This window comes from Yoonia sp. GPGPB17 (assembly GCF_037892195.1).
Classification (GTDB): Bacteria; Pseudomonadota; Alphaproteobacteria; order Rhodobacterales; family Rhodobacteraceae; genus Yoonia.
Map to the genome: position 1 here is coordinate 63,534 of NZ_JATACI010000002.1, position 25,465 is coordinate 88,998.

The following is a 25,465-nucleotide window of genomic DNA, read 5'->3' on the forward strand; positions in this document are numbered from 1 at the left end:
TGGCATGGGGACAGCCCGCGATTTGGGATATCGCTGAAAGGAAGCATAGGAAACAATGGCAGGAAATAACGGTGGCCCTTGGGGCGGCGGTGGAAACAACGGCTCGGGCGGCAGAAATGATGATGACCGCGACAGCGGTGGTCGGAAACCTGGTAATGACGGTCCGAACATTCCCGAGATTGATGAGCTGGTAAACAAAGGCCGCGAACAGCTGCGCGTACTAATGGGCGGCGGCGGCGATGGCAGCGGGCGTTCAAGCGGCAGTGGCGGCGGTGGCCCGCAGGTCACACGCGGTATGGTTGGCCTTGGTATGATTGTTGCCCTCATTGCTTGGCTGGGTGCGTCTTTCTACACCGTGCGCCCTGAAGAGAAATCAGTGGAACTTTTCTTGGGTGATTTCCTTGCCGTGGGTGAGCCGGGTTTGAACTTCGCGCCTTGGCCAGTCGTGACACGTGAAGTGCTCGCCGTGACAACCGAACGCAACATTGATATCGGCACCAGCCGTTCCGGTATGGACGCTGGTCTTATGCTGACCGGTGATGAAAACATCGTGGATATCGACTTTCAGGTTGTCTGGAACATCACGGACCCTCAGACATATCTCTTTAACCTGGCAAACCCGCCCCAAACGATTGAGGCGACAGCCGAGTCCGCGATGCGCGAGATCATCGCCCAATCCGATCTGGCCCCGATCCTCAACCGTGACCGGGGTGCGATTGCAGACCGTTTGCGCGATCTGATCCAGTCAACGTTGGATAGTTATAATTCCGGCGTGAACATCATCCGTGTTAATTTTGACGAAGCTAATCCGCCAGAGCCGGTCATCGCATCCTTCCGCGCGGTGCAAGACGCCGAGCAGGCACGTATTCAGGTTCAAAACGAAGCAGATGGTTACGCGGCCCGCGTTGTGGCAGAAGCACGTGGTCAAGCTGCCCAGATCCTTGAAGAAGCAGAAGGCTACCGGGCCCGCGTGGTCAACGAAGCCGAAGGTGAAGCCAGCCGGTTCTCAGCCGTTTTGGCAGAGTACGAGAAAGCGCCAGACGTAACGCGCAAACGTCTCTATCTGGAAACCATGGAAAACGTCCTTGGTGGTGTTGACATTATCCTTCTAGATGAGGGCGAAGGGGCAGGGAATGGTGTTGTACCCTACCTGCCGCTGAATGATCTGCGTCGGACGCCGACCGCCAACGCCGGAGGGACCAATTAATGCGTAAGTCAGCATTCCTACTGCCCGCAATTGCGGTCATCGTGATCGGTGCCTTGTCGTCGGTCTTTATCGTGGACGAACGCCAGAAGGCGCTTGTGCTACAGTTTGGTCAGATCGTGAAGGTGCAGGAAGAGCCGGGTCTGGGTTTCAAAATCCCCCTGATCCAGGAGGTCGTGCGTTATGACGACCGTATTCTCAGTCGTGATCTGGAACCGCTTGAGGTGACACCATCAGACGACCGTCGTCTGGTCGTCGATGCCTTCGCCCGGTATCGGATCGCTGATGTTGAACAGTTCCGTCGCGCCGTGGGTGCCGGTGGGGAAGAGGCTGCGGCCCGTCGTCTGGACAGCATTCTACGTGCTGAAACGCGTGAGGTTCTGGGTTCGGTATCGTCCAACGACATCCTTTCGGTGGATCGTGCAGCATTGATGCTACGTATTCGTAACTCGGCCATTGCTGAGGCGCGTGCGCTGGGCTTGCAAGTGATCGACGTGCGCCTAAAGCGGACTGACCTGCCCATCGAAAACCTGAACGCCACCTATGAGCGTATGAAGGCGGAACGGGACCGGGAAGCCGCAGACGAACGCGCACGTGGTAACGAAGCCGCCCAGCTTATTCGGGCCCAAGCGGATCGTACCGTGATCGAACTGGTGTCCGAGGCCGAACGCGAAGGCCAGATCATTCAGGGTGAGGCCGATGCCCGCCGGAATGAGATTTTCGCAGAAGCCTTTGGCGCAGACCCGGAGTTCTTTGAATTCTACCGCTCCATGACCGCGTATCAGCGCTCCTTGCAGCCGGGCAATTCTACGATGGTGCTGTCACCCGACAATGACTTCTTCAACTTCCTGAAGTCCGATCTGGGGCGCGCGACCGAATAAGCGCGTCGCGCTAAGTTGTGTAGAAAGGGCCGACCTGAGGGTTGGCCCTTTTTTGCTTTGCCTAGTGGTGTTCAGCATCGGGCGAAACGGCGAATGACACCTTGTTTGCCAAATCCCGCGAGATCAGCGCATCCAGTGCCAGCTTGAGGCGCGGCGCTGTCCGCGTATGCCGGGCCAAAGTGGCCCGCGGCCAGATCACTACCTCGGTCCCTACAGGCAGTACTGTTGTTGCGGCGCTGGGCGTGCCGCGCAGATAGGCTACCTCACCAATGAAGGTAGGACCAGGGACATTGAACCGGGTCCGGCCCTTTTGGACGTGAAAGGTGCCCTTGGTGACAAAAATCAAAACATCAGGGTTTTCGCCTTCGCGGGTGACGATGCGATCTGCGGTCAGGGTTTCGCGGCTGGCCAACCGCATCACCTTGCGAAAATCACCGGGCATCAACTCGTCAAACAGGGGGTAGATGTCTTTATGTTGCTCTGGAACGGACCAGCTGGCATTGCGGGCATATAAGGCCGCCAAACCGATCAGGATCGCGACCAAAGTCATCGTCGAAATCACAATCGCACCCCACAGCGGCGTGTCAGCAACGTGAAAATAGTAGAGGATATAGAGCGATGTACTGCACAGCATCGTGAGGCGCAGGTATGTTTGATTGATAAAAAGATAGCCCAGAATTTGCACGCCCCCGGCCAGTATGATTAGGACAGACGGTGACAGAAACTGGGAAAACATTGATATTACTCGAACTTACGCATGACTTACGACCTCTACCTGAAGCGCAAATGAAAAATATTGCAAGATATACACGATCCTTCACATGCTATTGAGGGGTGAGTAGCGAAGTTTGCGTTGCGCAATCGACGCACTACATGGATTATCAGAGAATTAATTGGGTTGGCGTACCCGTGCCCCCATGTCCAAGACAAAGGAGATTTGCCCCGTGAAATCCAAGGCAATCGCAATTCAACAAGACCAACAGCGCGCACGCCGCTTGGTGGTGGCATTGGTGACAACACTTGCCGTCGCTTTCGCGATGGTACTCGCTCAGGTCACATTCGCAAACGCGCAGGAACGGCCCGCCACCTTTGCTGATCTGGCTGAACAGATCAGCCCATCTGTCGTGAACATCACCACCAGCACAACGGTCGCTGGCCGCACAGGGCCACAGGGCCTGGTGCCCGAAGGATCGCCCTTTGAAGACTTCTTCAACGATCTGGATCGCGGTCCGGGTCAAGGCACACGGCGCTCGTCGGCGCTGGGCTCTGGTTTTGTGATCTCTGAAGATGGGTTCATTGTCACCAACAACCACGTGATCGAAGGGGCCGATGAAATTCTGATCGAGTTCTACCCAGGCGGCGAACCGGGCGTACCGGCTGAGTTGATCGGCACAGACCCCAACACCGATATCGCGGTTTTGAAAGTTGATCTGGATGGCCTGCCATTCGTGGAATTTGGTGACAGTAACGCCACAGGTGCCCGCGTGGGTGACTGGGTGATGGCGATGGGTAACCCGCTGGGCCAGGGTTTCTCGGTTTCCGCCGGGATTGTGTCAGCGCGTAACCGGGCGCTGTCCGGTACCTATGATGACTACATCCAGACGGATGCGGCGATTAACCGTGGTAACTCTGGCGGTCCGCTCTTCAACATGGATGGCGACGTGATTGGCGTGAACACCGCAATCCTGTCGCCCAACGGCGGCTCTATCGGGATCGGCTTTGCGATGTCCTCGGCGGTTGTGACCAATGTGGTTGATCAGCTGATTGAGTTTGGCGAGACCCGCCGTGGCTGGTTGGGCGTGCGCATTCAGGATGTGACCCCCGATATGGTCGATGCGATTGAGGGTCTGGATATGGCCCGCGGTGCATTGGTCACAGACGTGCCGCCCGGACCCGCTGAAAATGCAGGGATGCTTGCGGGCGATGTTGTCCTGAATTTTGACGGGATCGAAATTGAAGACACACGCGAGCTGGTGCGCATCGTTGGCAACTCACCCGTCGGCAAAGAGGTGCCGGTGGCGGTGTTGCGCGATGGGGATATGGAAGACTTGACCGTCATTTTGGGACGGCGCGAAACATCCGAGGCTGTCGCCTTTCCAGCGTCCAGCGAAGAGGATGCGGCACCTGAGCAGTCCGAGATCCTTGGCCTAACGCTGTCCGAGATTACAGAAGAGTTGACGGATCAGTTTTCGCTGTCTGTTGAAAGCGGTCTGGTGATTACCGGGATTGACCCCGAATCCGAAGCTGCATCCAAAGGTTTGCTTGAAGGTGACGTGATCACTGAAGCCGGGCAGGAAACCGTGGCAACCGTGGCTGATCTGGAAGAGCGGATCGAAGCCGCCACCGAAGCCGGGCGTAAGTCGCTCTTGCTACTGGTGCGTCGCGGTGGCGATCCACGCTTTGTGGCGCTGGTGCTTGAAGAATAGTTTTCGGCCCTACGAAAGCAAAAAGGCGGTCCTTTTCGGGGCCGCCTTTTTGCTTGGTCAGGTCTGGTTCTGTGGCAACCCGTCCGCGATATCGTAGTAATCGCCTTTTTCGCTGACAAAAATGTGGCGCCCCAGTTTGGTCCCCGTTGGCGTATCAAAGGCCCCCATCGCTACTGCTGTCCAGTCCTGAAACACCGGGTCCCAAAACAAGGTCGATCCGCAGATAGTGCAGAACCCGCGTCGGACCTTTTCGGACGACTGATACCATCCCACATGCGCCGCACCATTGACCTGGAGTGCCGTGCGCGGGATGTCGACTGAGGCCTCATAATGGCCGGAATGCTTGCGGCACGCGGTGCAATGGCAGGCGTTGATCTCTGGCAATTCACCGGTGACGGTGAACGTCACCGCGCCGCAAAGACAGCTTCCACGATGTGTTGTCATCTTGGGCTCCTAGGCTGGTGCAGTCTGCCGCAATTGTCGCGCATTTAGGGCCAGTAGCGCAAGAACCACCGCCGCGCCGCCAATGTGCACACCGATGGGCGCAGGCCAGACACAGGCGGCACCGGCCAGTCCAACAATAATACGGGCAATCGGGTTCAGCGGCGCCTCCATGCATCCCTGTAACGCGCCCGCCAGCCCGTAGATGCCTACGACGCCAAAGGCAAAGATCACCAGCATCACGCCCCAGTCGCCCGACAGGAACGGCGTATAGGCCATGATTAACGGCACGATATAGAGGCCCTTCGCCAGCTTCCAACTGGCAAAGCCCGTGGCCATCGCAGGGGCCTTGGCAATGGCTGCAGCGGTAAAGGCTGCGAGTGCGACGGGTGGTGTCACGTTGCTGTCCTGGCTGAGCCAGAAGATGATCATATGCGCCGATAAAATGGCCGCGACCGCGACCTCTTGTGGCACAACCAGATCACGCAAGGGGGCGGCGACCTCTAGCGGCAAGGCTCGAATAATTGCCGTTGCGTCTTCGGTCGTCAGCGGGCCAGCCAGTACGGTTGGGTCCGGCACACCGAACATCAGCACCGCATTGCCTGCGTCGCCCAAAGTGCCCGCAGCCAAAGCCTCAATCACAAAGCGATCCGATATCATCCCCGCAAGGGCAGGGGCCGACAGTGTGGCCAGCACGATATAGGCTGCCGTGACTGGTAGGCCCATGCCGAGCACAAGGCTTGCAATTGCGACCATGACGATAGCAATCAACAGGTTGCCACCAGCCCAGTCGGCGATCATCAGACTAAATGTGTTCCCGATCCCCGCGGTCGCAATCACGTTGACCACAAGGCCTACGGCGCAAAGCAACACCGCCGTCATGATCATGCCTTTGGTGCCCATCACCAATGCCTCGAACACGGCGCGGGGCCCCATCGGGTTCTGGGTCAGCCAGCTGGACGCAATTACCGCCAGAATGCCAAAGACTGCGGCATAAGCAGGCGTAAAGCCTGACACAAGCATGGCAATTAAGCCACCAATGGGAATGACGAAACTCGCACCGCCCTTCTTGAAGGCGGAGCCAACGGTTTCGCCATCACTCTCCATCGGTTGCAGGCCTAAACGGCGGGCCTCAATCCGAACAAAGAACACGACTGACAGGAAGTAGAGCAAGGCTAAGCAGGGCGGCGACCGCGACGATGGTCTCATAGGAATCTGCGTAAAACTTGCCATCACGAAGGCCCCCGCGCCCATGATGGGGGGCATCAATTGGCCACCGGTCGAAGACGCCGCCTCAACCCCACCCGCAAATTTTGATGGAAAGCCTGCCTTTTTCATCAGCGGGATCGTGATAACGCCGGTCGATGCGGTGTTCGCCACAGCCGAGCCGGAAATGGTGCCGGTCAGGCCAGAGGCGATCACCGCAACAATGCCCGGCCCCCCAACAAGACGCCCCGCAATCGCGCGCGCGATATTGATGACGAAATCCCCTGCGCCCGAGCGCAACAGAAATGCACCGAAGATGATAAACAGGAACACGAAGGTCGATGAAATCCGCGCAATCGTGCCGAACATCGCATCATCACCAAAGATCGAACGGAATGCGATGGATTCCCAACTGAGCCCCGGAAAGGAAAACACGCCGCCAATCAACTGGCCCCACCAGCCAACATAGGAAATCGCGATGATAATCAGGCAGGGAATCACCCAGCCTGTCAAGCGGCGCGTCAACTCAATCGCGCCAATGATACAGATGACGGAAGCCACCCAATCAAGGGCCGAGAATTTGACACCGCGGTCGTAGATGCCCTGTTCGGCAAAGGGCATATAGATCGCGGCAGCTGCCACTAGCACACCTAAAGTCAAGTCAAACGCCAACATCGGCACGCTACGGGTCTTTCCCTGACTAGCGGGTGCAGCACGGCCGCTAGAAACGCGAAGCCTGCAAAGTGGTAGGCGTTGCGTTGGAATTCGGAAATGATCGGATCAAAGGCCACATAGATGTGCCCAACCGCGATCAGAAAACAGAGGATGGAAAGGGCCGTATTCGTCAGGCCGGTGAAGTCGCGCAGGGCGGCGGCTTCGACGGGGGTTTCATCAGACATACGCGTCCCCTTAAATACAAAACGGCCCGCACCTTTGGCGGCGCGGGCCGTGGTCTTTCTTAGTTCGCGATCAGACGCTCCGGGATATCAATCCCTTGTTCCTGATAGAACCGTGCCGCACCGGGGTGCAGCGGCACGGGCAGACCCGCAATTGCGGCCTCTAGCGCCATGGCCTTGGTGGCCGGGTGGATCGCTTGCAGGAATGGCAGGTTTTCATAGATTGTCTTGGTGATCTGATAGACGTTTTCCTCGGGCAGATCAGCATGTGTGGCCAGAAAGTTCGGCTGTGCAATCGTATTGATATCCTCCGTCTGGCCCGGATAGGTGCCAGCCTCGATCACATAACGGGTCCAAAGACCACGATCACCGTCAGCCATCGCCAACTGCTCATCCGTGAAGTCAAGCATCGTGACGCCGTCACCAGCCGCCGCCATCAATTGGCTGACGGCACCGGTTGGGACGCCCGCGGGTGTGCCGATCCCTTTGACCTGACCATTCTGCAACGCTTCTGCGGATGGGCCATAGCCTGCGAAGACCAGCTCATAGTCGGTTTCGATGTCAATGCCAAAACCGGACATGATCGTCGCGTTTGACCCGATCGTACCAGAGTTCTGACGGCCCAAGGCCATGCCTTCGCCCTTCAGCGCGACCATGTCCTCAATCGTGCCGGTGGTGGCCACGTCAGAGGCCACGACAAACTGTTCGACGTTCTGCCAAAGCATGGTGACCGAACGCAGGTGGTCCTGCGGCTCATCAACGGGCCCTGTGCCGGTGGCCGCATAATAGCCAAAGAGGCCCTGAAGAATGCCGAACTGCGCTTCGCCTTCGCGGATCAGGCGGACGTTTTCACCAGAACCGGCAGAGCTGATGGCCGACATGCCGATCTTCTGACGCGGCTCAAGCTTGACCTTGACCAGCGTCGAAAGGGCCACGCCGACAGGATAGTACGTGCCGCCGGTGGATGCGGTCGCAAGGATATAGCTGGCTGGTTCGGCTTCTTGCGCTTGCGCCATTGGTGCGGCGACAGCAATGCTCGCCGCAAGAACGGCTTTGGATAAATATTGCATAGATCTCTCCCTATTTTTGGGCCTCCCCGACCCAACGTAACGAAAAGGTAGAGATTCAGACGCCAGAGTCCACAGTGCACAAGTCCGTTAGCGTCTGACATGATGACATTTGGGGGTGGCGAGCACGAAAAACGTGCACTACTTAGTTTTGGACAAATCGTTTTTCGAAGGGACAGACAAGAATGGCCAAGATTACCTACGTTGAACATGGCGGCAAAGAGCATGTTGTTGATGTTGCCAATGGGCTGACTGTGATGGAAGGCGCACGCGACAATGGTATTCCGGGGATCGAAGCGGACTGCGGCGGTGCTTGCGCCTGTTCCACCTGCCACGTCTATGTCGATGACGCATGGGTGGAAAAGCTGCCTGCCAAGGATGCCATGGAAGAAGACATGCTGGACTTTGCCTATGAGCCTGATCCCGCGAAATCACGCCTGACGTGCCAGTTGAAGGTCACCGATGACTTGGACGGTCTGCGCGTGCAGATGCCGGAAAAACAGATTTGATCCGTACGCTTGCTTTGGTGGCTGTTATGGCCACCTCGGCCTGCGCCGAGACAATTGTTTCGGCGGATTACGGTGCGCCAACGGATCGCTACGCACATGGGGTTCTGGGTGACGCGATTGAGTGGGGCACGTTAGAGATCACAACAGATACAGGCATACGTCGCCTCGTACTGCCCCAAGACCGCGTATTCGAAGACGTCGCTCCCCGTCTTGCTGACGTTGACAACGATGGATCACCCGAAGTGGTCGTGGTTGAAACGCTCGCCACTGAAGGCGCACAATTGGCGATCTATGACGAAACTGGCAAGATTGCCGCGACCCCGCATATTGGCCAGACCAACCGTTGGCTTGCGCCTATCGGTGTGGCAGACCTCGACGGCGACGGCCTTGTGGAAATCGCCTATATTGACCGCCCACATCTGGCAAAAACCCTGCGCGTCTGGCGTTTTGTCGATGGGGCGTTAGAGCCCGTTGCGGATTTGCCCGGCCTGACCAATCATCGGATTGGAGAGGCTGATATCGGGGGTGGCGTCCGCGACTGCGGGCAGGGGCCTGAAATGATCACAGCCAGTGCGGATTGGACCCAAATCATGGCCACCACGCTTACGGCAGGTACGTTGCAAACCCGGTCCATCGGCACCCACGTTGACCGCAGTTCATTTGCCAAAGCTTTGGCCTGCGAAACGCTGCCTTAGGTGCTCATCACGACAATTGCGATCAGAACGGTGATTTCAGTGACCTGCTGGGCTGCCCCCAGAATATCGCCAGTCTGTCCGCCAATTTTTGCGTGAGCAATCAAAATACAGCCCAATATGGATAAAGCGGCGACCAGCGTGACCCCTAGGTAACCGCACAGCAGCGCAAACCCTGCGGCGATCCCGACAGCCAACCATGTTGTTGCCGAAGCCGGGCGGCCAACGTTCCGGCTTAGTCCCCCATCGCGGGCATTGGGCAGTGCCGCCATGACCACGACCATGCTGGCCCGGCTGACCGCGCCCGCCGTAATAAAGGCCACCCAGTAAGCGCCCATTGACACGATCACCACCAAGGCCAGCCAACGGATCAACAGCGACAACGCAATCGCACAGACGCCATACACGCCGATATGGCTGTCTTTCATGATCTCCAACCGGCGCGCCTTGTCCCAGCCGCCCCACAGACCATCCGCACTATCAGCCAACCCGTCTTCATGCATCGCACCGGTCATGACGACAGACCCGGCCAATACCAGCCCGGCAACGATCCCTGCTGGGATGCCGATGGCCAGCATTAGCGCTGTGGCCGCCGCAAGGATGACACCGACCACAACACCCACCAACGGATAGGCCCAGGCCGACGCTGCCCCGCGCTCCATCGCCCGCGCGCTATCCACTAAGATCGGCAGTCGCGTCAGCAAACCCAATGCGGCTGGCAGATCAACCCGATCAATCAAAGCATTGTCGTGTTTGTACAAAATGCGTCCTTCCGGGGCCTTTTCATCGCCGTGCCTTGCGTTAAACAAGACCAAGATTTGACCGCAGAGAGACCACGATGCAAGCGCCATTTACGACCGTTTCCACCTTCCGTGATGTTTTGGCTGGAGCCCCGGGGCCAGACGCGACCGCCATTACGGGCGCGCAGGACCGCAACGCGCAATTGACCAAACCACCCGGCGCGCTGGGCCGTTTAGAGGATCTTGCGATCTGGTACGCAGGCTGGCGCGGCGATGCGCAACCACAGGTCACGGCACCTCAGGTGATCATTTTTGCAGGCAATCATGGTGTCTGCGCGCAGGGCGTATCCGCCTTTCCACCCGAGGTGACCGTGCAAATGGTCGCCAACTTTGAACACGGCGGGGCCGCGATCAATCAGCTGTCGAAAGCTTTTGGGGCAAAGATGGATGTTTATCCGCTAGCCCTCGACACACCGACGGCAGATTTCACCACGACACCGGCCATGACCGAGGATGCATTCATCGAAGCCCTGCAGACTGGCTGGACCGCCGTTGATCCAGATGCCGATCTTTTGGTGACGGGCGAAATGGGCATTGGCAATACCACATCTGCTGCGGCGGTGGCCGCCGCCGTTCTTGGCGGCGAGGCTGCAGATTGGACCGGGCGTGGCACAGGCGTTGATGACGCCGGATTGGCGCGCAAAACAGATGTTGTCGCGCGTGGTTTGGCCCTGCACGCCACCTCTGATCCTTTAGGGGCTTTACGCTGTTTTGGCGGGCGTGAGTTGGCGGCAATGGCGGGCGCGATTGCGGCTGCGCGCTACCACCGTATTCCGGTGATCCTTGATGGCTTCATCTGCTGTGCCGCCGCCGCGGCCTTGCACAAGGCGGTCGATGGTGCGCTGGATCACGCGGTTGCGGGCCACTTGAGTGCGGAAGGCGCGCATCAGCGCATGCTGGATGCGCTAGGCAAGGAACCCTTGCTGCGGCTGGGCCTTCGTTTGGGTGAAGGCTCTGGCGCGGCTCTGGCGATTGGCGTGTTGAAGGGGGCCATTGCCTGCCATTCGGGCATGGCGACCTTTGCCGAAGCTGGTGTGAGTGACGCCTAAGACGCGTCCTTTTTGCGCTCGCTGGCCTGTTGGCGGGCGGTCAATTCCATCTCAAGCCCGCTGTTCAGGGCGCGCGCGCGTGCGACGTATTCGGGTACATCGGTGATGGGCACGCCGGGTCGCCACAACTCGGCCAGTTCGCGCAGCGCGGTGCGGTCGTGCTGATAGAAGGCCTGTTCCAGCTCTGCTGCTTCAAATTCCGACAAGCCAAGGTTTTCTAAAGCATAACGCCCCGCGCGCAGTGAGCTGTCGAACATTTCGCGCACGATGTCATTGGCGCCTGCATCATAAAGCTCATGCACATGCACCCGGTCGCGGGCGCGGGCAATGATATGCAGATCGGGCCGTGCCTTACGGGCATAGCGCACCAGTTTGTTGCCCGCTTCGCGGTCATCGACGGCGACGACCAGCACACGGGCATCCTCAAGCCCCGCAGCATTGAGCAGATCAGGGCGGGTCGGGTCGCCAAAGAAGCCCCGAAAGCCAAATTTGCGCATCATTTGCACGGTGCTCAGGTCATTGTCGACGACGACAGTGGCAAATCCCGCGCTTTGCACCAGCCGGTTCACGATCTGCCCAAACCGGCCGATCCCGGCGATAATCACCGTACCTTGTTCATCGACCTCGTCATGTTCGGTTTCTTCGGTATCGCCCATGCGTCTGATGATCAGTTCATAGATGATGAACATTAGTGGCGTGATCAGCATCGACATGGCAATGATCAGCAACAGTTGCCCGGCTAGCCCCCCGTCCAGAACGCCCTGTTGCAGCGAAAATGAAATCAGGACGAAACCAAATTCGTAAACTTGCGCCAGACCCAGCGTGAAGAGCCAGCGGTCTTTCCTATGCAGCTTGAACAGCAGGGCAAGGCCAAAGAGGATCACACCCTTGGTCGCCATCACTGCAATCGCCAACATAATAATCCGGGCAGGATCCCTAAAGAGCAGGGCAAAGTCGATACCCGCGCCTACGGTAATAAAAAACAAGCCCAAAAGTAACCCTTTGAACGGCGCAAGGTCGCTCTCTAGCTCGTGTCGAAATTCAGAGTTGGCAAGCACAACACCAGCCAAAAAAGTGCCCAAAGCGGGCGATAGACCGACCATCGTCATCAGCACGGCCGTGGCGACCACCATCAGCAGGGCGAGCGCGGTATACATCTCGCGCAGGCGGGCATGGTGAATGTAGCGAAACAGTGGACGGGTCAGAAACACCCCGGCCAGAACGACAATAGCAACGGCACCAAGGGTGACCAGCGTGACACCCCAGCCGGGCAGCCCTTCGACGAGGCTGAGGGTTGCGTGGTGGTCGGTGTCATGACCCGATGCTGCGTGGATCATTGATCCATCAGGTGCAAAGCTGACTACGGCGGGGACGGCCAGCAGGGGCAGCAGGGCCAACATGGGGATCACGGCAATGTCCTGCGCCAAAAGTACAGAAAACGTGGATCGCCCGCCGCTGGTTTGCATCAGCCCTTTTTCGGTCAACGTCTGCAATACGATCGCGGTGGAGGACAGCGCAAAAATCATTCCGATCGCGATGGCGGTTGACAGCGGATAGCCCATGGCAAGGCTGCCCGTTGTGATTGCGGCCATCGTTAAAAGTATCTGCATTCCCCCCAGTCCCAGCAATCGCTGGCGCATGTTCCACAATGCGCGCGGGTCCAGCTCCAACCCGATCAGGAACAGCATCATGACGACGCCAAATTCAGCGAAATGTTGCAGGTCTTGTGTCTCTGATCCGACGAGGCCAGTGACCGGGCCAATCACGATGCCCGCCAGCAGATAGCCCAGTACCGACCCAAGCCCCAGCCGCGCGGCCAGTGGCACCGCGATCACCGCAGCGCCCAGATAAATGGTTGCCTGAAACAGGAAGCTATCCATGCCGTTCCGTCTGCCCCAAACCGTGCTTGCGCACTTGTGTTAGTCTAGAATTGTGACGGTCAGTCTAACGGCGATCTGACTGTTTGAAAGGGTGAAAGAACCGTATCCTGATGGGTGAGGACCTTATTCCGCGCCGCTATGTCAGCACGACCAAAGCTTCACATATTAAGGCTAGCCCTCTGGAACTTCCAGAGCATAGGTGCGCCCGCGTTTGACGTAGTTGAGCGCATCTTCCCCAATTGCAGTGACCTGACCACCGTCAAGCGCGCTGCCGACTTCGACGCGCACATAGCGCCCGTTGCTAAGCCGGACCAAGGCGCGCCGCGCGTTGGCACGTCCGTAAACACCGATCAGGTTGATTTCGCGCAGGCGGATCGCGTCCTCCTGGGTTGCCGCACGGGCCACGCCGCCGGGGACGGGATCAAAGTTTTGTGGTGGCACAGGTGCAGCAGCGGCAATGGGCGCTGTTGCCGTAACTGCAGGTGTCTGTTGGCGGGCCTGCGCTGCGGCGACAACAGTGCCAAAGTCGCTTGGTCGGGTGTCTGGTCGCAATGACAGGACAACGGCCAATGCGGTGCTGTTGTCAAAGCGAAGGGTTGCGTCATCCGTCGCGATACCCGCGATGATATCGGTGATGTCAGGTGTGCCGGGGTCCACATTCGGCGACAGACCCTGCGGACGCAAACGAGGGCGCAGATCAACGATAGCGCCGTCTTCGATGATTGATGGATCAAGTGCTATCGCGCCAGAGTTTTGCAATTCAAGTCCCGCGATCCCGACGCTGCCAGGCGTCAGGTTGGTGTCATCTTGGGACGTGTCCTCGGGGATCGCGGATGCGGTGGTTTCGGTCTCATCAACTGTGTCATCATCTTGGGGCAATTGCGCATCGGCGGGGCGCAGGGGTGTGGCGAAATCCGGGCGCCCTGAGATGACAATCACGCCCTCTGGTGCCGGCGCCAGAAGCGCCATGCGGTCCAGATCAGCCTGATCCAAGGGAGGGCGCGGTGTGATCGTCAGGTCTGGAAGGCCCGCAATCACGACGGCCCCTTCGGGTGTGACAGTGCCCTCTTCGGTGGCCAGAATAAAACCATTATCGTCAAGCGGGAACACGATTTCAGGGGCAGGCGGATTGGCAGGAGCGACAAAGCTGAGGTCGGTATCCAAACCTGTCAGAGGAGGTACGTCAGGTTGGGCGATCCGCTGGGGTGGGGTCACAACGGTAAGCGGCTGAAATGTCAGTAAGATTGCCCCGGACGGCACATCAATAAAGCGCGGTGCGCGCAGCCAGACCCCGGTTGCGTCATAGATGCGTGCTGCTTCATCTGGCGAGGGGACCCGGCCGCGTAGCACCGGGCTACCAACGCTAGCCTGCGCGGTTTCCAATGGTGGTGGGGCAGGGGGAGCCTGCACCGGTGCCATCAGCACATCGGCAAACAATGCGGTGATCGCAGCGGGTTGGGTGACGGTGGGAGTTGCGGCTTCAGCGGAGAAGTTCGGCAGGGGGCCTCTGGTGTGTCTTCTGCTCCAAAACCTGCAACGGTGAATGGTGGAATACTGGGGCCAGGTTGCGGAACAGGCTCTGATATCGCTTCGGGTGCCGGGGCCGGAACTGGTGTAACGGGGGCTGGTTCAGGCATGTCAGGTATGACCGCCGCAGTTTCGACTGGCACGGTGGCGGGGGTCTCTGCAACGTCCGGTGTGGATTGTTGAGACCACATCAAACCGCCAATCAGCAATGCCCCGACGGCGACAGAAGCAGCGATGAGCGCAGTTTTGTTACGGCTCGCGCTCTGTTGGGGCACAGGTTTGCGGTCGGCGGCGACCCCAAGTTTGGGCGCCGCATTTGGGCCATTGCCTGTCACGGCGACCAAGGCCGGTTTGACGGGTTTGAAATGTCCAGCGTGGTACTCTGCAATCACAGGGTCAAGAAGAGCCACCGACGCAAAGACCGGGTTTGCCGGGATCAACGGGTCAGAGAGGGGTTCGGATTTGGTGACCACATATGCGTGGTACTCTTGCGGAACATAGTCCACCCAGATGGGTTGCACGGACGCAATAGCGTCAGTTATTGCAGCCTCAGCCTCAGCCTCAGCCTCAGCCTCAGCCTCAGCCTCAGCCTCTAGTGTATCATCAATCGTTTCATCCGAGATATCATCGGTTGCAGCATCGGTCCCACCTTGCCCAGCCAAGAGGGCTGCCAGATCATCTTTGTAGATGTCTTCTTTCACCTCTTCGGGTAGATCGAACACCAAAAGGCGTGATTTGATGCGGGTGCCGACGACCATGACCGGCAACTCATCGCGCTCGATCAGGGCATCGGGGCCAACCACGCTGCGCGCCATACCCGTGGGGCCGAAGAAAACTTCTTTTTGAAAGGTAAACGGCTCGGGCACGGCGACGAACGCGATGGGCTGAAACCCATGCGCTGCAGCGAAGTTTTCAGCTTCTTGCAGGGTTTCGCGGGCAACTGCCGCGATATGGGTGCGTCCGCCGAATTTTTCGCTGTCGATGACTAACTCATCCAGCGTGTAAGGGGTCGCACCTTCAAGTGCTGCGTGAATGTCCGCTTCGGTGGTCCGGGTACTATCAATTGCGATGTATTTGATCTGGTCAAGGGGGATAACCAGTTTGGTGCGCAGACCATCGGGTTCGATCAGCAGTGCCTTTTCGCGCAGTGCGTTCAGCTCGGCCTCGAGCGTTTCGCTGGCGACATCCGCCCGCCCAACGCGCCGCCACCCGCGCGGTACGCGGTGCAACAGCTCAATTCCGTCGAACGAAAGTGATAGCGCAAAATTGGTGATCATCGCCACGCTCTAGCATGTTGGTCCCAAAGGCAAAACGCGTTTTGCCCCCACGCGCGAACCCTATAGCAGAAACCCGCCCACGCCAAGAGCGTGGGCAGGGTTGATCGGCTTATGCCGTTGCTTTGGTCAACGCCTGATCAAGATCGGCGATCAAATCATCAGCATCCTCGATCCCGATGGACAAGCGTACGATACCGGGACCTGCACCCGCCGCCTCTTGCTGTTCCGCAGTTAATTGACGGTGCGTGGTTGAGGCAGAGTGAATGATCAGGCTACGCGCATCACCAAGGTTGGCGACATGGCTGAAAATCTCAAGGTTATCGACCAGTTTGATACAGGCATCATAGCCGCCTTTGACAGCGACGGTGAACAGTGCGCTTAAGCACCTTTCGGGCAGATTTTGGGAATGAGTTTCGCGTAGGGTGAACTATCAAGCCCGGCGTAGGTCACATAGTCCGTGCGCGGATCGTCCTCGAGCCATTTGGCGATCTTCATCGCGTTTTCGACATGGCGTTCCATGCGCAAAGACAGCGTTTCGATCCCCATCAGCGTATAGTGGGCGGCCTGCGGGTTCATCGTCATGCCCAGATCGCGCAGACCAATGGCGATGCCGTGGAAGGTGAAGGCGAGGGGGCCGAAGGTCTCGGCGAACTTCAGGCCGTGATAAGCCTGTTCCGGTTCGCTCAAGGACGGAAACTTGTCGTTCGCCGCCCAGTCGAATTTGCCGCTGTCCACGACACAACCACCGGTCACTGTGCCGTTGCCGGTCAGGTATTTGGTGGTCGAGTGGACCACCAAAGTCGCCCCATGCTCAATCGGACGGCAGAGGTAAGGCGTGGCCGAGGTGTTGTCGACAATTAGTGGGATGCCTGCTGCGTCTGAGATGGCCGAGATTGCGTCAAGGTCAGTGATATGTCCGCCGGGGTTTGCAATGGCTTCGCAAAAGACCGCGCGGGTATCATCATCAATCGCCGCTTTGACGGCATCGTGATCGTCGAAATCGACGAAGGTCGCGGACCAGCCAAAGCGTTTGATCGTCTGGCTGAACTGGGTGACCGTCCCGCCATAAAGACGGCTCGACGCCACGATGTTACGCCCCGGTTGCATCAGCGGGAAAAGCGCCATGATCTGGGCTGCGTGACCAGAGGAACAGCAAACGCCGCCAACACCACCCTCAAGCGTCGCGATGCGTTCTTGCAAGGCGGCGACTGTGGGGTTGGTCAGGCGGGAATAGATATAGCCGACCTCTTGGAGATTGAACAAAGCCGCCGCATGATCGGCATCGCGGAATACGTAAGCGGTGGTCTGGTAAATCGGGACCTGCCGCGCGCCTGTCGCAGGATCGGGGCGGGCACCTGCGTGAATTTGCAGTGTATCAAAGCCGTAACTTGGGCCATCGGTCATCTGGTGTCTCCCTTTGGAATGCGTTGCCGCTTGGTTTAGGCGGAAACGCGCAGGTACTCAACGGGCCTTGGGGATTAAGGTGGTGCCGGACATGGTGTGGGCGGTCCACGGGATTCAATCGCAGATAGGTACGATGCTATTTCTGATGCGGAACAGGCGTTCTGATCTGCTATGACAATGTTAGCTGCGTGGACGAAGCGGACGTTCAAATGGTGCGGGCTGATCGACCGAAGTTCATATTTTCTTGCTGACGCACGCTGCCCTCTTTGCTAACATCACAAAAGATTTACAATAACCGCCGGTTGGGGATGCAAAACAAAAAGATTACTTACGTCGCGGAAACGAATGGCGGCGGTGCTGTTGTGTGTGTCTGGATTGGCGCAGACGGACATAGGACTATGAGACCGTTCAATCCTGAGCGGGATCGTTTTGATGAGGCCGCCTCGGCGGATTTCTTTGGAGCAGAACCCAAAGTGATCAAACGATGGATCACGCAGCGGCAACTCTGAATTGGTCATTGCTTGCCCAAGTGGCTACGCACTTCTCTGACAGATCAATCAGCAAAATTCCGATCTTCATTGTCCCAAGCCGGTCTTGGGTCGGTTTCACTGCTTTTCTCTGAACCGTCCAGTTCCGTCCAAACAAACTCAGTGTGACCTGAAATCTTGACCTCTCGTACGCTTCGGAGCAGGCGCAGTTTTCGAAGGCTGTCCCAGACGAACGGGACACCCACAAAAGGCATCGCCGTCATGACAATCTTGAAGAGAGGTGTTTGCAGGACAAACTCTGGTTCTTGCCAGAGGTAGATCACTCCAATGGAAGTCAGTGTTGTCCAGATTGCGCTGAACCAGAATGTATACACTACAAATCACTCCATTCCTCTGTGAGCCCAGAACCAATTGATCGAGTACTATGTCCTTTTCGTGACACATTGCATAATACGCTTTGGGCTCAGTACAGGCATTGGTAGCGTTTTCATGCATCCGGTTTCTTATCTGGCGCGGTGGTTAACCCGATGTCCAGGGTTGTCGTAAGAGTAGCATGCGACAGCACCGCATATGCGATGCTATCGCGCCTCGATTACTCGCCCAAGGCGATGCCTTCGCGCCGCGGGTCGGCGCCACCGCTGAGTGTGTCGCCAATCGCGATGGCATGCAGGCCGGAGTTCAGGTCGCGGATGTTCACTTCAAAACCCCGTTCCACCAGCGCAGCTTCAAAGCTAGTCGCGTCGGTGCCGTCTTCAAGATCATAGGTGCCGAAGCGGTTCACCAGATGTGGCATCGCAACGGCCTGTTGCACGTCCATGCCCCAATCCACATGTGCGATGATCGCCTGTGCCACATAGCCGATAATCCGGCTGCCCCCGGGCGACCCGATCACAAGGCTGGGTTCACCGTCCTGCATTACGATGGTGGGCGACATGGACGATCGTGGGCGCTTGCCCGGTTCGATCCGGTTGGCGATGGGGATGCCATCGCTGTGTGTGCGGAACGAGAAATCTGTCAGCTCGTTGTTGAGCAGGAACCCACGGACCATCAAACGTGATCCAAAGCCGTTTTCGATGGTTGTCGTCATCGACAAGGCGTTTCCATATTGATCGACGATTGAGATGTGCGACGTAGATGGCAGCTCCAGTGAGATATCATCGGCCAAGAGCATCGCATGGTCCCATTCGGGCGCGCCGGGGGCGACGTCTGTCAGAGCCGCGTCCCCGTCGAGAAGCGCTGCGCGTTCATCGAGGTAGGCGCCAAGCGGTTAGGCCTGCGGTTGGCATGGGCACAAAATCACTGTCAGCCATATAGCGGCCACGGTCGGCAAATGCCAAACGCGAGGCATCACCGATCAAGCGCCATGTATCTGCACTCTCTGGCCCCATTTCAGCAAGATCATAACGGTCCAGCATGCCGAGGATCTGCCCGACGGTCAGCGCGCCGGAGGAGGGCGGCCCCATGCCGCAGACGTCCATCGTCCGGTAGGGCACGCAGACAGGGTCACGTTCGATCACCTCGTAGATTTCCAGATCGGTCGCCGTCAGCACGCCGGGGTTACCTGCTGCTGTTCTGACTGTGGCGACGATATCGTCTGCAATCGGCCCTTCATAGAAAGCGTCGCTGCCATGTGCTGCGATCAGGCGCAGTGTGTTGGCGTAGTCAGCGTTCACCAGCGTATCGCCAGCTTGCAGGGCATCACCGCCGGGGAAGAAATAATCGGCTGTGCGGGTAAAGGTTTGCAGCCGCTCTGCACCACCAGCGATGGAGCTGGCGAGCCGTTCAGAGACTGTAAACCCGTCTTCCGCCAGCGAAATGGCAGGGGTGAACAACCCACCCCAATCTGCGCGTCCCCAGCGCGCGTGTGCTTCTTCCATCAGCATCGGCGTGCCGGGTGTGCCAACCGAGCGCCCCCCGACAACGGCATCCCAAAAACCCATCGGTTCACCATCCTCGGTCTGAAACAGGGTCGGTGTGACGGCGAGTGGTGCGGTTTCGCGGCCATCCAGCGTAGTAACCTCGCCCGATGTCGCGTCGTACCAGACAAGGAAAGCGCCACCGCCAAGGCCGGATGATTGCGGTTCAACAAGACCGAGGACAGCTTGGACGGCGACCATGGCGTCTGCCGCTGTCCCACCGTCGCGCAGTACTGCGGCACCGGCTTCAACGGCCAATGGGTTTGCTGCGGCGACCATCCAGTTCTCTGCGGTTGTCGGTGTGCCCGCTTGTTTTGCTGCCAAGGCAGCCTGCGCGGCCTCGGACACCGCAGCAAAGGTTGAGAGGCCGCTTGTGACTTCTGGTGCGACTGCGTCGGCGGCTTGCTGCGCAGCCAACGGCCCAGCGAGACCCGTAGACAGTGCCAAAACCACGAATGAAAATTTTGTCATTTTTGAAAATCCTTTGCTGTGGGTCATGAAAAGCATGGGACGGGACAGGCTGAAATCAATAGAAAACGCCCCATATGTCATGGGTTAATTTGTCAGCGCTTGCGTATTTTTTTGGCAATAACCTAAAGGGTAAACAGCCAAAACCAGTGGATTTTGGCCTTTTTGCGGTCTGATAAACAAATGGACCGGTGCAGATTCATTCGCTAGCGTCATCGTAGGTAGCAAAAGAAAGGCGAGTCCAAGCGCCTCATAGCCACCTAAAAATATAGTCAAAAGACTAAAATAATGGGGACAAAATCATGAAACTAGTTATTGGACTCGATGGTCAAAGCTCGGGGGAAAAAGCCCTGGAATTTGCCAAGAGTGTTGCGGCGCATAGTGAAACCTGTGAGCTGATCGTCGTTTATGTGATCGAATGGTCACCGTTTTCTTTCCAAACGGCAGAAGAAAATGCGGCGCGCCATAAGCGGCGCGAAGAGGAAATTGCCGTTGCAATGGAGCGGGTCGTTGAACCGGCCGTAGCGTCACTAAAAGAGGCTGGACATACCGCGCGCGCGGTCGTGCGTCATGGCGATGTTGCCGATACCATTGACGACATTGCCCATTCCGAGGGGGCGTCGCAGATCGTTATCGCGCGCTCCAGTGCCGGTGGCCTAACCTCGCGCCTGTTTGGCAGTTCAACCGCAAACCTTGTCATGAACGCACGCGTTCCTGTTACCGTAGTCGCATAAGGATCGGGTCACATGAAAAAGATTTACTCAATTGTCTGGGCGGTCATCGCCTATCTTGCCATCGCCGTGCCCGCACAGGCGCAAGAGGCTGCGGCGTCGCTGGACGCCCGTGTCAATGAAGCTTTTGCCAATGCGACAGGCTGGTTCGTCAACTTTATCTTTATGTCGATCCCGGGCACCAATTTTCCCTGGATTGTGATGTGGCTGGTGATCGGGGCCACTGTGTTTACAGTCTATTTTGCCGCTGTACAATTTCGCTTCTTTGGCCACGCCATCGGGTTGGTGAAGGGTGACTACTCCGACCCTAATGACGCGGGCGAAGTTAGCCACTTTCAGGCGCTTGCCACAGCCCTGTCAGGTACCGTTGGTCTGGGCAACATCGCCGGTGTTGCGGTGGCCGTCGGGATCGGCGGACCGGGTGCCACATTCTGGATGATCCTTGCGGGCCTGCTGGGCATGGCATCGAAATTCACTGAATGTACGCTGGGTGTGAAATATCGCAACGAATACCCTGATGGGACCGTATCGGGTGGTCCGATGTACTACATCTCAAAAGGGTTTGATGAGCTGGGCTTGCCTGGCGGTAAAATCCTTGCGATCCTGTTCTCGGTCTTCTGTATTCTTGGTGCTTTGGGTGGCGGGAACATGTTCCAGGCCAACCAGGCCCACGCGCAGATTACACAGATCACAGGTGATTTCCCAGGCTGGATCACGGGCCTGATCTTTGCCGCTGTTGTGTTTGCGGTGATCGTCGGTGGTATCAAGTCGATTGCGCGGGTGACCGAAAAAGTCGTGCCGTTCATGGGCATTCTTTATGTTGGTGCAGCGATTGTTGTTTTGATCGTGAACTATGACATGATCGGTTGGGCCTTTGGTCAGATCTTTGCAGGTGCCTTCACAGGTCTCGGCGTGGCGGGCGGTTTCGTCGGCGCGTTGATCCAAGGGTTCAAGCGCGCCGCGTTCTCGAACGAGGCGGGCGTGGGTTCTGCGGCGATTGCACACTCGGCGGTGAAAACCAAAGAGCCAATCACCGAAGGGTTCGTGTCCCTGCTTGAGCCACTGATCGACACCGTTGTGATCTGTACGATGACAGCTTTGGTCATCATCATCTCGCAGCAGCTGCTGATTGATCAGGCCACTGGCAACTACATGCTGAACGAAGGCGGTACGGCCATTGCGACAGTCGATGGCAACAGCGGCGTTGCGCTGACCTCAGCCGCGTTTGGGTCTGCGATTAGCTGGTTCCCATATGTGCTGGCGATTGCGGTGATCCTGTTTGCCTTCTCGACCATGATTTCCTGGTCGTATTACGGGCTGAAAGCCTGGACCTATCTGTTTGGCGAAGGCAAAACGACCGAGCTGGTCTTTAAGATCATCTTCTGCGTCTTCATCGTGATTGGTGCGGCGGCCAGCCTTGGGCCTGTGATTGACTTCTCGGATGCAGCGATCTTTGCGATGGCGGTGGTCAACATCTTCTGCCTGTACTTCCTGATGAAGGTGGTGCGGACAGAGTTGAACTCTTACGCTGCGCGCCTGAAGGCAGGCGAGATCAAGAAGTTCAAGCACTAAGGCATCTTGCTAGAAGTCAGAAAGGCCGCGAGCGTCAACTCGCGGCCTTTCTTACGTTCAGGGGCTTTGCGTTTACCGCATCCAGAACCCCGCCGATTTGATCTTGTTACGGATCGTCCGCTCATGACGTGGCAGGTTGCCCTGATCAAACAGCGCGCGCACCTTATGGCCGCGGCTTTGATAGACCATGCGCTTGAACGGCTCGTGCAGTTTGAGCAGTTTCTTTAGCTTGTTGGGGGCTGTGATCTCTTCCAGAATGGTGATCTGCGCATCAGAGGCTGTCGCATAAAAAAGCGGCAATGTCCGGTAGTGATAGCTGACTGCACCATCAAGCCCGTCCAACCCCACATCTGGCCGCCCGCCGCCCAGCCCATGGATCACCAACGGCAAAGCCACCTGATCGAGCCAGGGATCAAGCGGTTGGATCACCAACTCCTTGGGTGGGTCGTCGCGTATATTGACAGCGTATTCGGTGAACCGGGCACCAAAAGCGGCAGGATCGGGTCCATAGAACCATCCTGCATTAAAATAGAGGTAGCGTTCCCAGTATTCATCTGGCTGTGACAGATCGAGTGTGCTTTCGAATTCCAGACCAAACTTGTCATAAAGCGATTTCCAGATCGCGGTGTAGCCGGGCCAATACAGCTCTTCTACGGGCCAGGTCGGGGTGCGCTTCATGGACGCGGCAGGGCGGGAAAAGTCGAAAGGCAGCTCTGCCAGTTCACCGGTGATCAATGTGTCAGTATCAAAGAAGATAAAAGGCTCGCCCACAGGCAGAACCTGCAAGCCCTCGATCTTGTTGCCATGGGGATAGCTGCTGCCAAAATGGCGCGTCTCAAACGGGACCACGCGCGCGCCCAAGGACATCAGGTGATCTTTGACAATCGCAGACATGCGCGGATCGCTGTCCCACAGAGGGCCGGGTTGAGGTTCTGCCACGAAAAGCTGGCCTTGAAACCGGGGCGCATAGGCCCGCAGAGAGGCCGCAAACAAAAGCGCCTCATACGCGAGCCGACCGCTTTGGCCGACAATCATGATATTGAAGTTAGCGGTCTGAAGCGGCGGGGCGGCCATGGGTATTCCGATCTAGAACCAGTCGGGCCTGTTTAAACGCGGCAGGCGGGCAGACGCAAGAAATGCGCGGTTGGGTGCAAGACGACGGGCTGGGGTATCCAGGCGATATGAAAGACACGAAGTGCGATGTTGAGACCGCAAACAGAACGAAACTGGCCACCTGGTGAATGGCCAAGCAGGTTCAAACTACGAACAAAGTTTGTCCGGCCACATTTAAGGGCTGTAAAAACACAACACGAAGCCAATGAATGTTAGAAAACCAATGGCAGCCCCATCGGCTGTCTAGCAGCTGGTCGATTGGGATTGATGTGATGTCGGTCTTGCAGGGGATGGCCTAAAGAACGCCAGCCGCGTTCACGCCGTGTATCGTAAGAAAAAACGATCCACCGCTGAAGGGAAAGAAGCCACGCGCCTGTTGCAAGTGCGGGGCGATGTTCCAGCCGACACAGAAGCGTCGAATGCTGTGCGAATACTGTTTCCGTCACGCTTGGTAGCCATCAGATGCGGCAGGTCATGCCGGGGGCCTTGTTCATGCCCGCCCCGAAATGCCCCCGTTAGTCAGTGAGTGGGAAAACCTTGACAGCGCGCGGTCTGCCGTTTCTGACGCGGCGCGCATCATCCACGCGTTTTTTATTTCCCGCGAATTGCGTTCGCGCTATGGTTGAAGAAAAGCGTTGGCATCCAATTTGAGTGAGGATTTTTAATGGTTTGGTTTTGTCGTCGTACTCTTGCTGCATCGTGTATTGCTCTTACCGTTGGATGCGGCGGTGGTGGAGGCGAGGGTACTGGCTCGGGCGGATCATTCGATGTTGACGGTGGTGATTCCGCTCTGATCCTTGGTGCCGGTGCCTTGTTGGCTTGGTTTGTCATTGATCAACTCGCACCCAATACATCTGATACACCAGTCGAAGCTACTCGTCTATTTGCTGGTAGTGATCAGTTTGCTCCTAGTCGTTTCGCCACCTACGGCATCGTGGCCTTTCCAGCGTCAGGATCAAGTGAAGATGCAGGGAGGCTTCAACTGTTTTGTGAAGCCTATGCTGCTGGGCTTAACTGGATAGGAGAAAGCAGTGCTCCGCCAAGTCGGCAAGCGGTAACGGTCTGGCCTCTAATTGACGATGTTGATCCGAGTGATTTCCGCACCACGCTTGATGAAAGGTGTGAGTCAGCGGTTTTGTTGTAAGATAGAAGAGCTGCTTCAAGAGCACTACGAGCCATTCGCGAACGTAGAATTGAAACCAACGGACGGGGCCCGTTCTTTGTAGCGTGGTCGCTTGGAGAGACCTTTGGGCATCCAAGTGAAGGTCAGGTCTTAGTATACGATATGTCGAAGGTTACTGACTCGCTGCAGGCGGCTCAACACCTACGCCAATGGTCTGTCGAGCTAGAAGCGGGACCGGAGACTTGGCAGGGGGATTGGGATGATGAACGCCGATGGTTGGCGATTCAGCGAACGATGACGAACTTTGGACGTCCGATTGACCGCTTCTTCTTTGACAATTAGCGGGCGGTGGCAAGAATTATGGAAGCAGTAAAGAGTTTTTGGCGCCCACTTCTGACGGTCACATGTCTTACCGTCGTTTCGACGTTTTGGGCATATCAGTATTTTGACCAGTACACGACTGGAGCCGCCGTAGTCTGGTTTCTTCTTTTGGGCCTTTTTTGGACGGCCATCGTAGCGCTCGGCTGGCGAGTTGTCCCGGTTCTTTCGCGGAAAGCACTAGTGAGTCTGCGCAACTTCTTTGATCGCCTTAAGTAACAATGATACAGCAAGGCTTTGGGTGCCCTGTATGTGGCCCCAGAAAAAAATCTTATTAAAATCAACGGGATAAGGCCACCAATGGCAGTCCCTAGGGGAATCGAACCCCTCTTTCCAGGTTGAAAACCTGGCGTCCTAACCGATAGACGAAGGGACCGCAGTTGGTGCGCCGCTTTTAGGGAAACCCGGCGGGGCGCG

20 protein-coding genes, 1 tRNA gene and 2 pseudogenes are annotated in these 25,465 nt (G+C 57.4%); 9 read left to right on the plus strand and 14 right to left on the minus strand.

Annotation, left to right across the window (positions count from 1 at the left end):
• Positions 1 to 55 precede the first annotated feature (55 nt).
• Positions 56 to 1,207: an FtsH protease activity modulator HflK gene (hflK, locus tag QTO30_RS00645; RefSeq protein WP_340421799.1), complete on the plus strand. Its 1,152-nt coding sequence runs from the start codon at positions 56 to 58 to the stop codon at positions 1,205 to 1,207.
• Positions 1,207 to 2,085, plus strand: a complete 879-nt coding sequence (gene hflC, locus QTO30_RS00650; RefSeq protein WP_340421801.1) for a protease modulator HflC — start codon at positions 1,207 to 1,209, stop codon at positions 2,083 to 2,085. Before hflK ends, hflC begins: the two co-directional genes overlap by 1 nt.
• Positions 2,086 to 2,146: 61 nt before the next feature.
• Here the strand turns inward: hflC and QTO30_RS00655 are convergent, their stop codons facing one another.
• A complete protein-coding gene (locus QTO30_RS00655) occupies positions 2,147 to 2,821 on the minus strand; it encodes a cyclic nucleotide-binding domain-containing protein (protein WP_340421803.1) in 675 nt (224 codons plus the stop codon).
• A 301-nt stretch (positions 2,822 to 3,122) separates the two neighbouring features.
• Here QTO30_RS00655 and QTO30_RS00660 point away from each other — a divergent pair, with 301 nt between their 5' ends.
• Positions 3,123 to 4,511: a Do family serine endopeptidase gene (locus QTO30_RS00660; protein ID WP_340425847.1), complete on the plus strand. Its 1,389-nt coding sequence runs from the start codon at positions 3,123 to 3,125 to the stop codon at positions 4,509 to 4,511.
• Between the two features lie 57 nt (positions 4,512 to 4,568).
• On the opposite strand, the gene QTO30_RS00665 is transcribed toward QTO30_RS00660, so the two are convergent.
• From QTO30_RS00665 to QTO30_RS00680, 4 genes are read right to left on the minus strand one after another with little or no spacing between them, the layout of a single operon-like run.
• Entirely contained in the window at positions 4,569 to 4,955 is a 387-nt protein-coding gene (locus tag QTO30_RS00665; RefSeq protein ID WP_340421805.1) for a GFA family protein, read from the minus strand.
• A 9-nt stretch (positions 4,956 to 4,964) separates the two neighbouring features.
• Positions 4,965 to 6,833, minus strand: coding sequence for a TRAP transporter permease (locus QTO30_RS00670; RefSeq protein WP_340425848.1), 1,869 nt, complete (start codon positions 6,831 to 6,833; stop codon positions 4,965 to 4,967).
• Positions 6,815 to 7,057, minus strand: coding sequence for a hypothetical protein (locus QTO30_RS00675; RefSeq protein ID WP_340421806.1), 243 nt, complete (start codon positions 7,055 to 7,057; stop codon positions 6,815 to 6,817). Before QTO30_RS00675 ends, QTO30_RS00670 begins: the two co-directional genes overlap by 19 nt.
• Before the next feature lie 59 nt (positions 7,058 to 7,116).
• The gene (locus tag QTO30_RS00680; protein ID WP_340421807.1) at positions 7,117 to 8,124 is read right to left on the minus strand and encodes a TAXI family TRAP transporter solute-binding subunit; all 1,008 of its coding nucleotides are present in this window, start codon (positions 8,122 to 8,124) and stop codon (positions 7,117 to 7,119) included.
• Positions 8,125 to 8,306: 182 nt separating this feature from the next.
• On the opposite strand from QTO30_RS00680, the gene QTO30_RS00685 reads away from it, so the two are divergent.
• Together QTO30_RS00685 and QTO30_RS00690 are read left to right on the plus strand one after the other, a co-directional pair.
• A complete protein-coding gene (locus QTO30_RS00685) occupies positions 8,307 to 8,630 on the plus strand; it encodes a 2Fe-2S iron-sulfur cluster-binding protein (RefSeq protein WP_247227541.1) in 324 nt (107 codons plus the stop codon).
• On the plus strand, positions 8,627 to 9,325 hold the full coding sequence (locus QTO30_RS00690; RefSeq protein WP_445327120.1) for an FG-GAP repeat domain-containing protein: 699 nt from the start codon (positions 8,627 to 8,629) through the stop codon (positions 9,323 to 9,325). The genes QTO30_RS00685 and QTO30_RS00690 overlap by 4 nt, the downstream gene beginning before the upstream one ends.
• Here QTO30_RS00690 and QTO30_RS00695 read toward each other — a convergent pair.
• The gene (locus QTO30_RS00695; RefSeq protein WP_340421810.1) at positions 9,322 to 10,083 is read right to left on the minus strand and encodes an adenosylcobinamide-GDP ribazoletransferase; all 762 of its coding nucleotides are present in this window, start codon (positions 10,081 to 10,083) and stop codon (positions 9,322 to 9,324) included. The genes QTO30_RS00690 and QTO30_RS00695 overlap by 4 nt on opposite strands.
• Positions 10,084 to 10,160: 77 nt before the next feature.
• On the opposite strand from QTO30_RS00695, the gene cobT reads away from it, so the two are divergent.
• A complete protein-coding gene (cobT, locus tag QTO30_RS00700) occupies positions 10,161 to 11,171 on the plus strand; it encodes a nicotinate-nucleotide--dimethylbenzimidazole phosphoribosyltransferase (RefSeq protein WP_340421812.1) in 1,011 nt (336 codons plus the stop codon).
• On the opposite strand, the gene QTO30_RS00705 is transcribed toward cobT, so the two are convergent.
• The 6 genes and pseudogenes from QTO30_RS00705 to ggt form a co-directional block, all read right to left on the minus strand.
• Entirely contained in the window at positions 11,168 to 13,051 is a 1,884-nt protein-coding gene (locus QTO30_RS00705) for a cation:proton antiporter domain-containing protein (RefSeq protein WP_340421814.1), read from the minus strand. The genes cobT and QTO30_RS00705 overlap by 4 nt on opposite strands.
• A gap of 171 nt (positions 13,052 to 13,222) precedes the next feature.
• A complete protein-coding gene (locus QTO30_RS00710; RefSeq protein ID WP_340421816.1) occupies positions 13,223 to 14,476 on the minus strand; it encodes a hypothetical protein in 1,254 nt (417 codons plus the stop codon).
• Complete coding sequence (locus tag QTO30_RS00715; RefSeq protein WP_340421818.1) at positions 14,470 to 15,855, minus strand: hypothetical protein; 1,386 nt, start codon at positions 15,853 to 15,855, stop codon at positions 14,470 to 14,472. Before QTO30_RS00715 ends, QTO30_RS00710 begins: the two co-directional genes overlap by 7 nt.
• Before the next feature lie 109 nt (positions 15,856 to 15,964).
• A pseudogene (locus QTO30_RS00720) lies at positions 15,965 to 17,259 on the minus strand (O-acetylhomoserine aminocarboxypropyltransferase/cysteine synthase family protein).
• Positions 17,260 to 17,812: 553 nt separating this feature from the next.
• Entirely contained in the window at positions 17,813 to 18,121 is a 309-nt protein-coding gene (locus QTO30_RS00725; RefSeq protein WP_340421820.1) for a hypothetical protein, read from the minus strand.
• A gap of 218 nt (positions 18,122 to 18,339) precedes the next feature.
• Positions 18,340 to 20,134: pseudogene (gene ggt, locus QTO30_RS00730) on the minus strand (gamma-glutamyltransferase).
• 299 nt (positions 20,135 to 20,433) lie between these two features.
• Between ggt and QTO30_RS00735 the strand changes: the two are divergent.
• The gene (locus QTO30_RS00735; RefSeq protein WP_340421822.1) at positions 20,434 to 20,865 is read left to right on the plus strand and encodes a universal stress protein; all 432 of its coding nucleotides are present in this window, start codon (positions 20,434 to 20,436) and stop codon (positions 20,863 to 20,865) included.
• 12 nt (positions 20,866 to 20,877) lie between these two features.
• Complete coding sequence (locus QTO30_RS00740) at positions 20,878 to 22,434, plus strand: alanine/glycine:cation symporter family protein (RefSeq protein WP_340421824.1); 1,557 nt, start codon at positions 20,878 to 20,880, stop codon at positions 22,432 to 22,434.
• 72 nt (positions 22,435 to 22,506) lie between these two features.
• Here the strand turns inward: QTO30_RS00740 and QTO30_RS00745 are convergent, their stop codons facing one another.
• Positions 22,507 to 23,508 carry a hypothetical protein gene (locus QTO30_RS00745; RefSeq protein WP_340421826.1) on the minus strand — a complete coding sequence of 334 codons (1,002 nt, stop codon included), beginning with the start codon at positions 23,506 to 23,508 and terminating at the stop codon, positions 22,507 to 22,509.
• A gap of 703 nt (positions 23,509 to 24,211) precedes the next feature.
• Here QTO30_RS00745 and QTO30_RS00750 point away from each other — a divergent pair.
• Positions 24,212 to 24,691 carry a hypothetical protein gene (locus QTO30_RS00750; protein WP_340421828.1) on the plus strand — a complete coding sequence of 160 codons (480 nt, stop codon included), beginning with the start codon at positions 24,212 to 24,214 and terminating at the stop codon, positions 24,689 to 24,691.
• Between the two features lie 658 nt (positions 24,692 to 25,349).
• Here the strand turns inward: QTO30_RS00750 and QTO30_RS00755 are convergent.
• A tRNA-Glu gene (locus QTO30_RS00755) sits at positions 25,350 to 25,424 on the minus strand.
• Between the last annotated feature and the right edge of the window lie 41 nt (positions 25,425 to 25,465).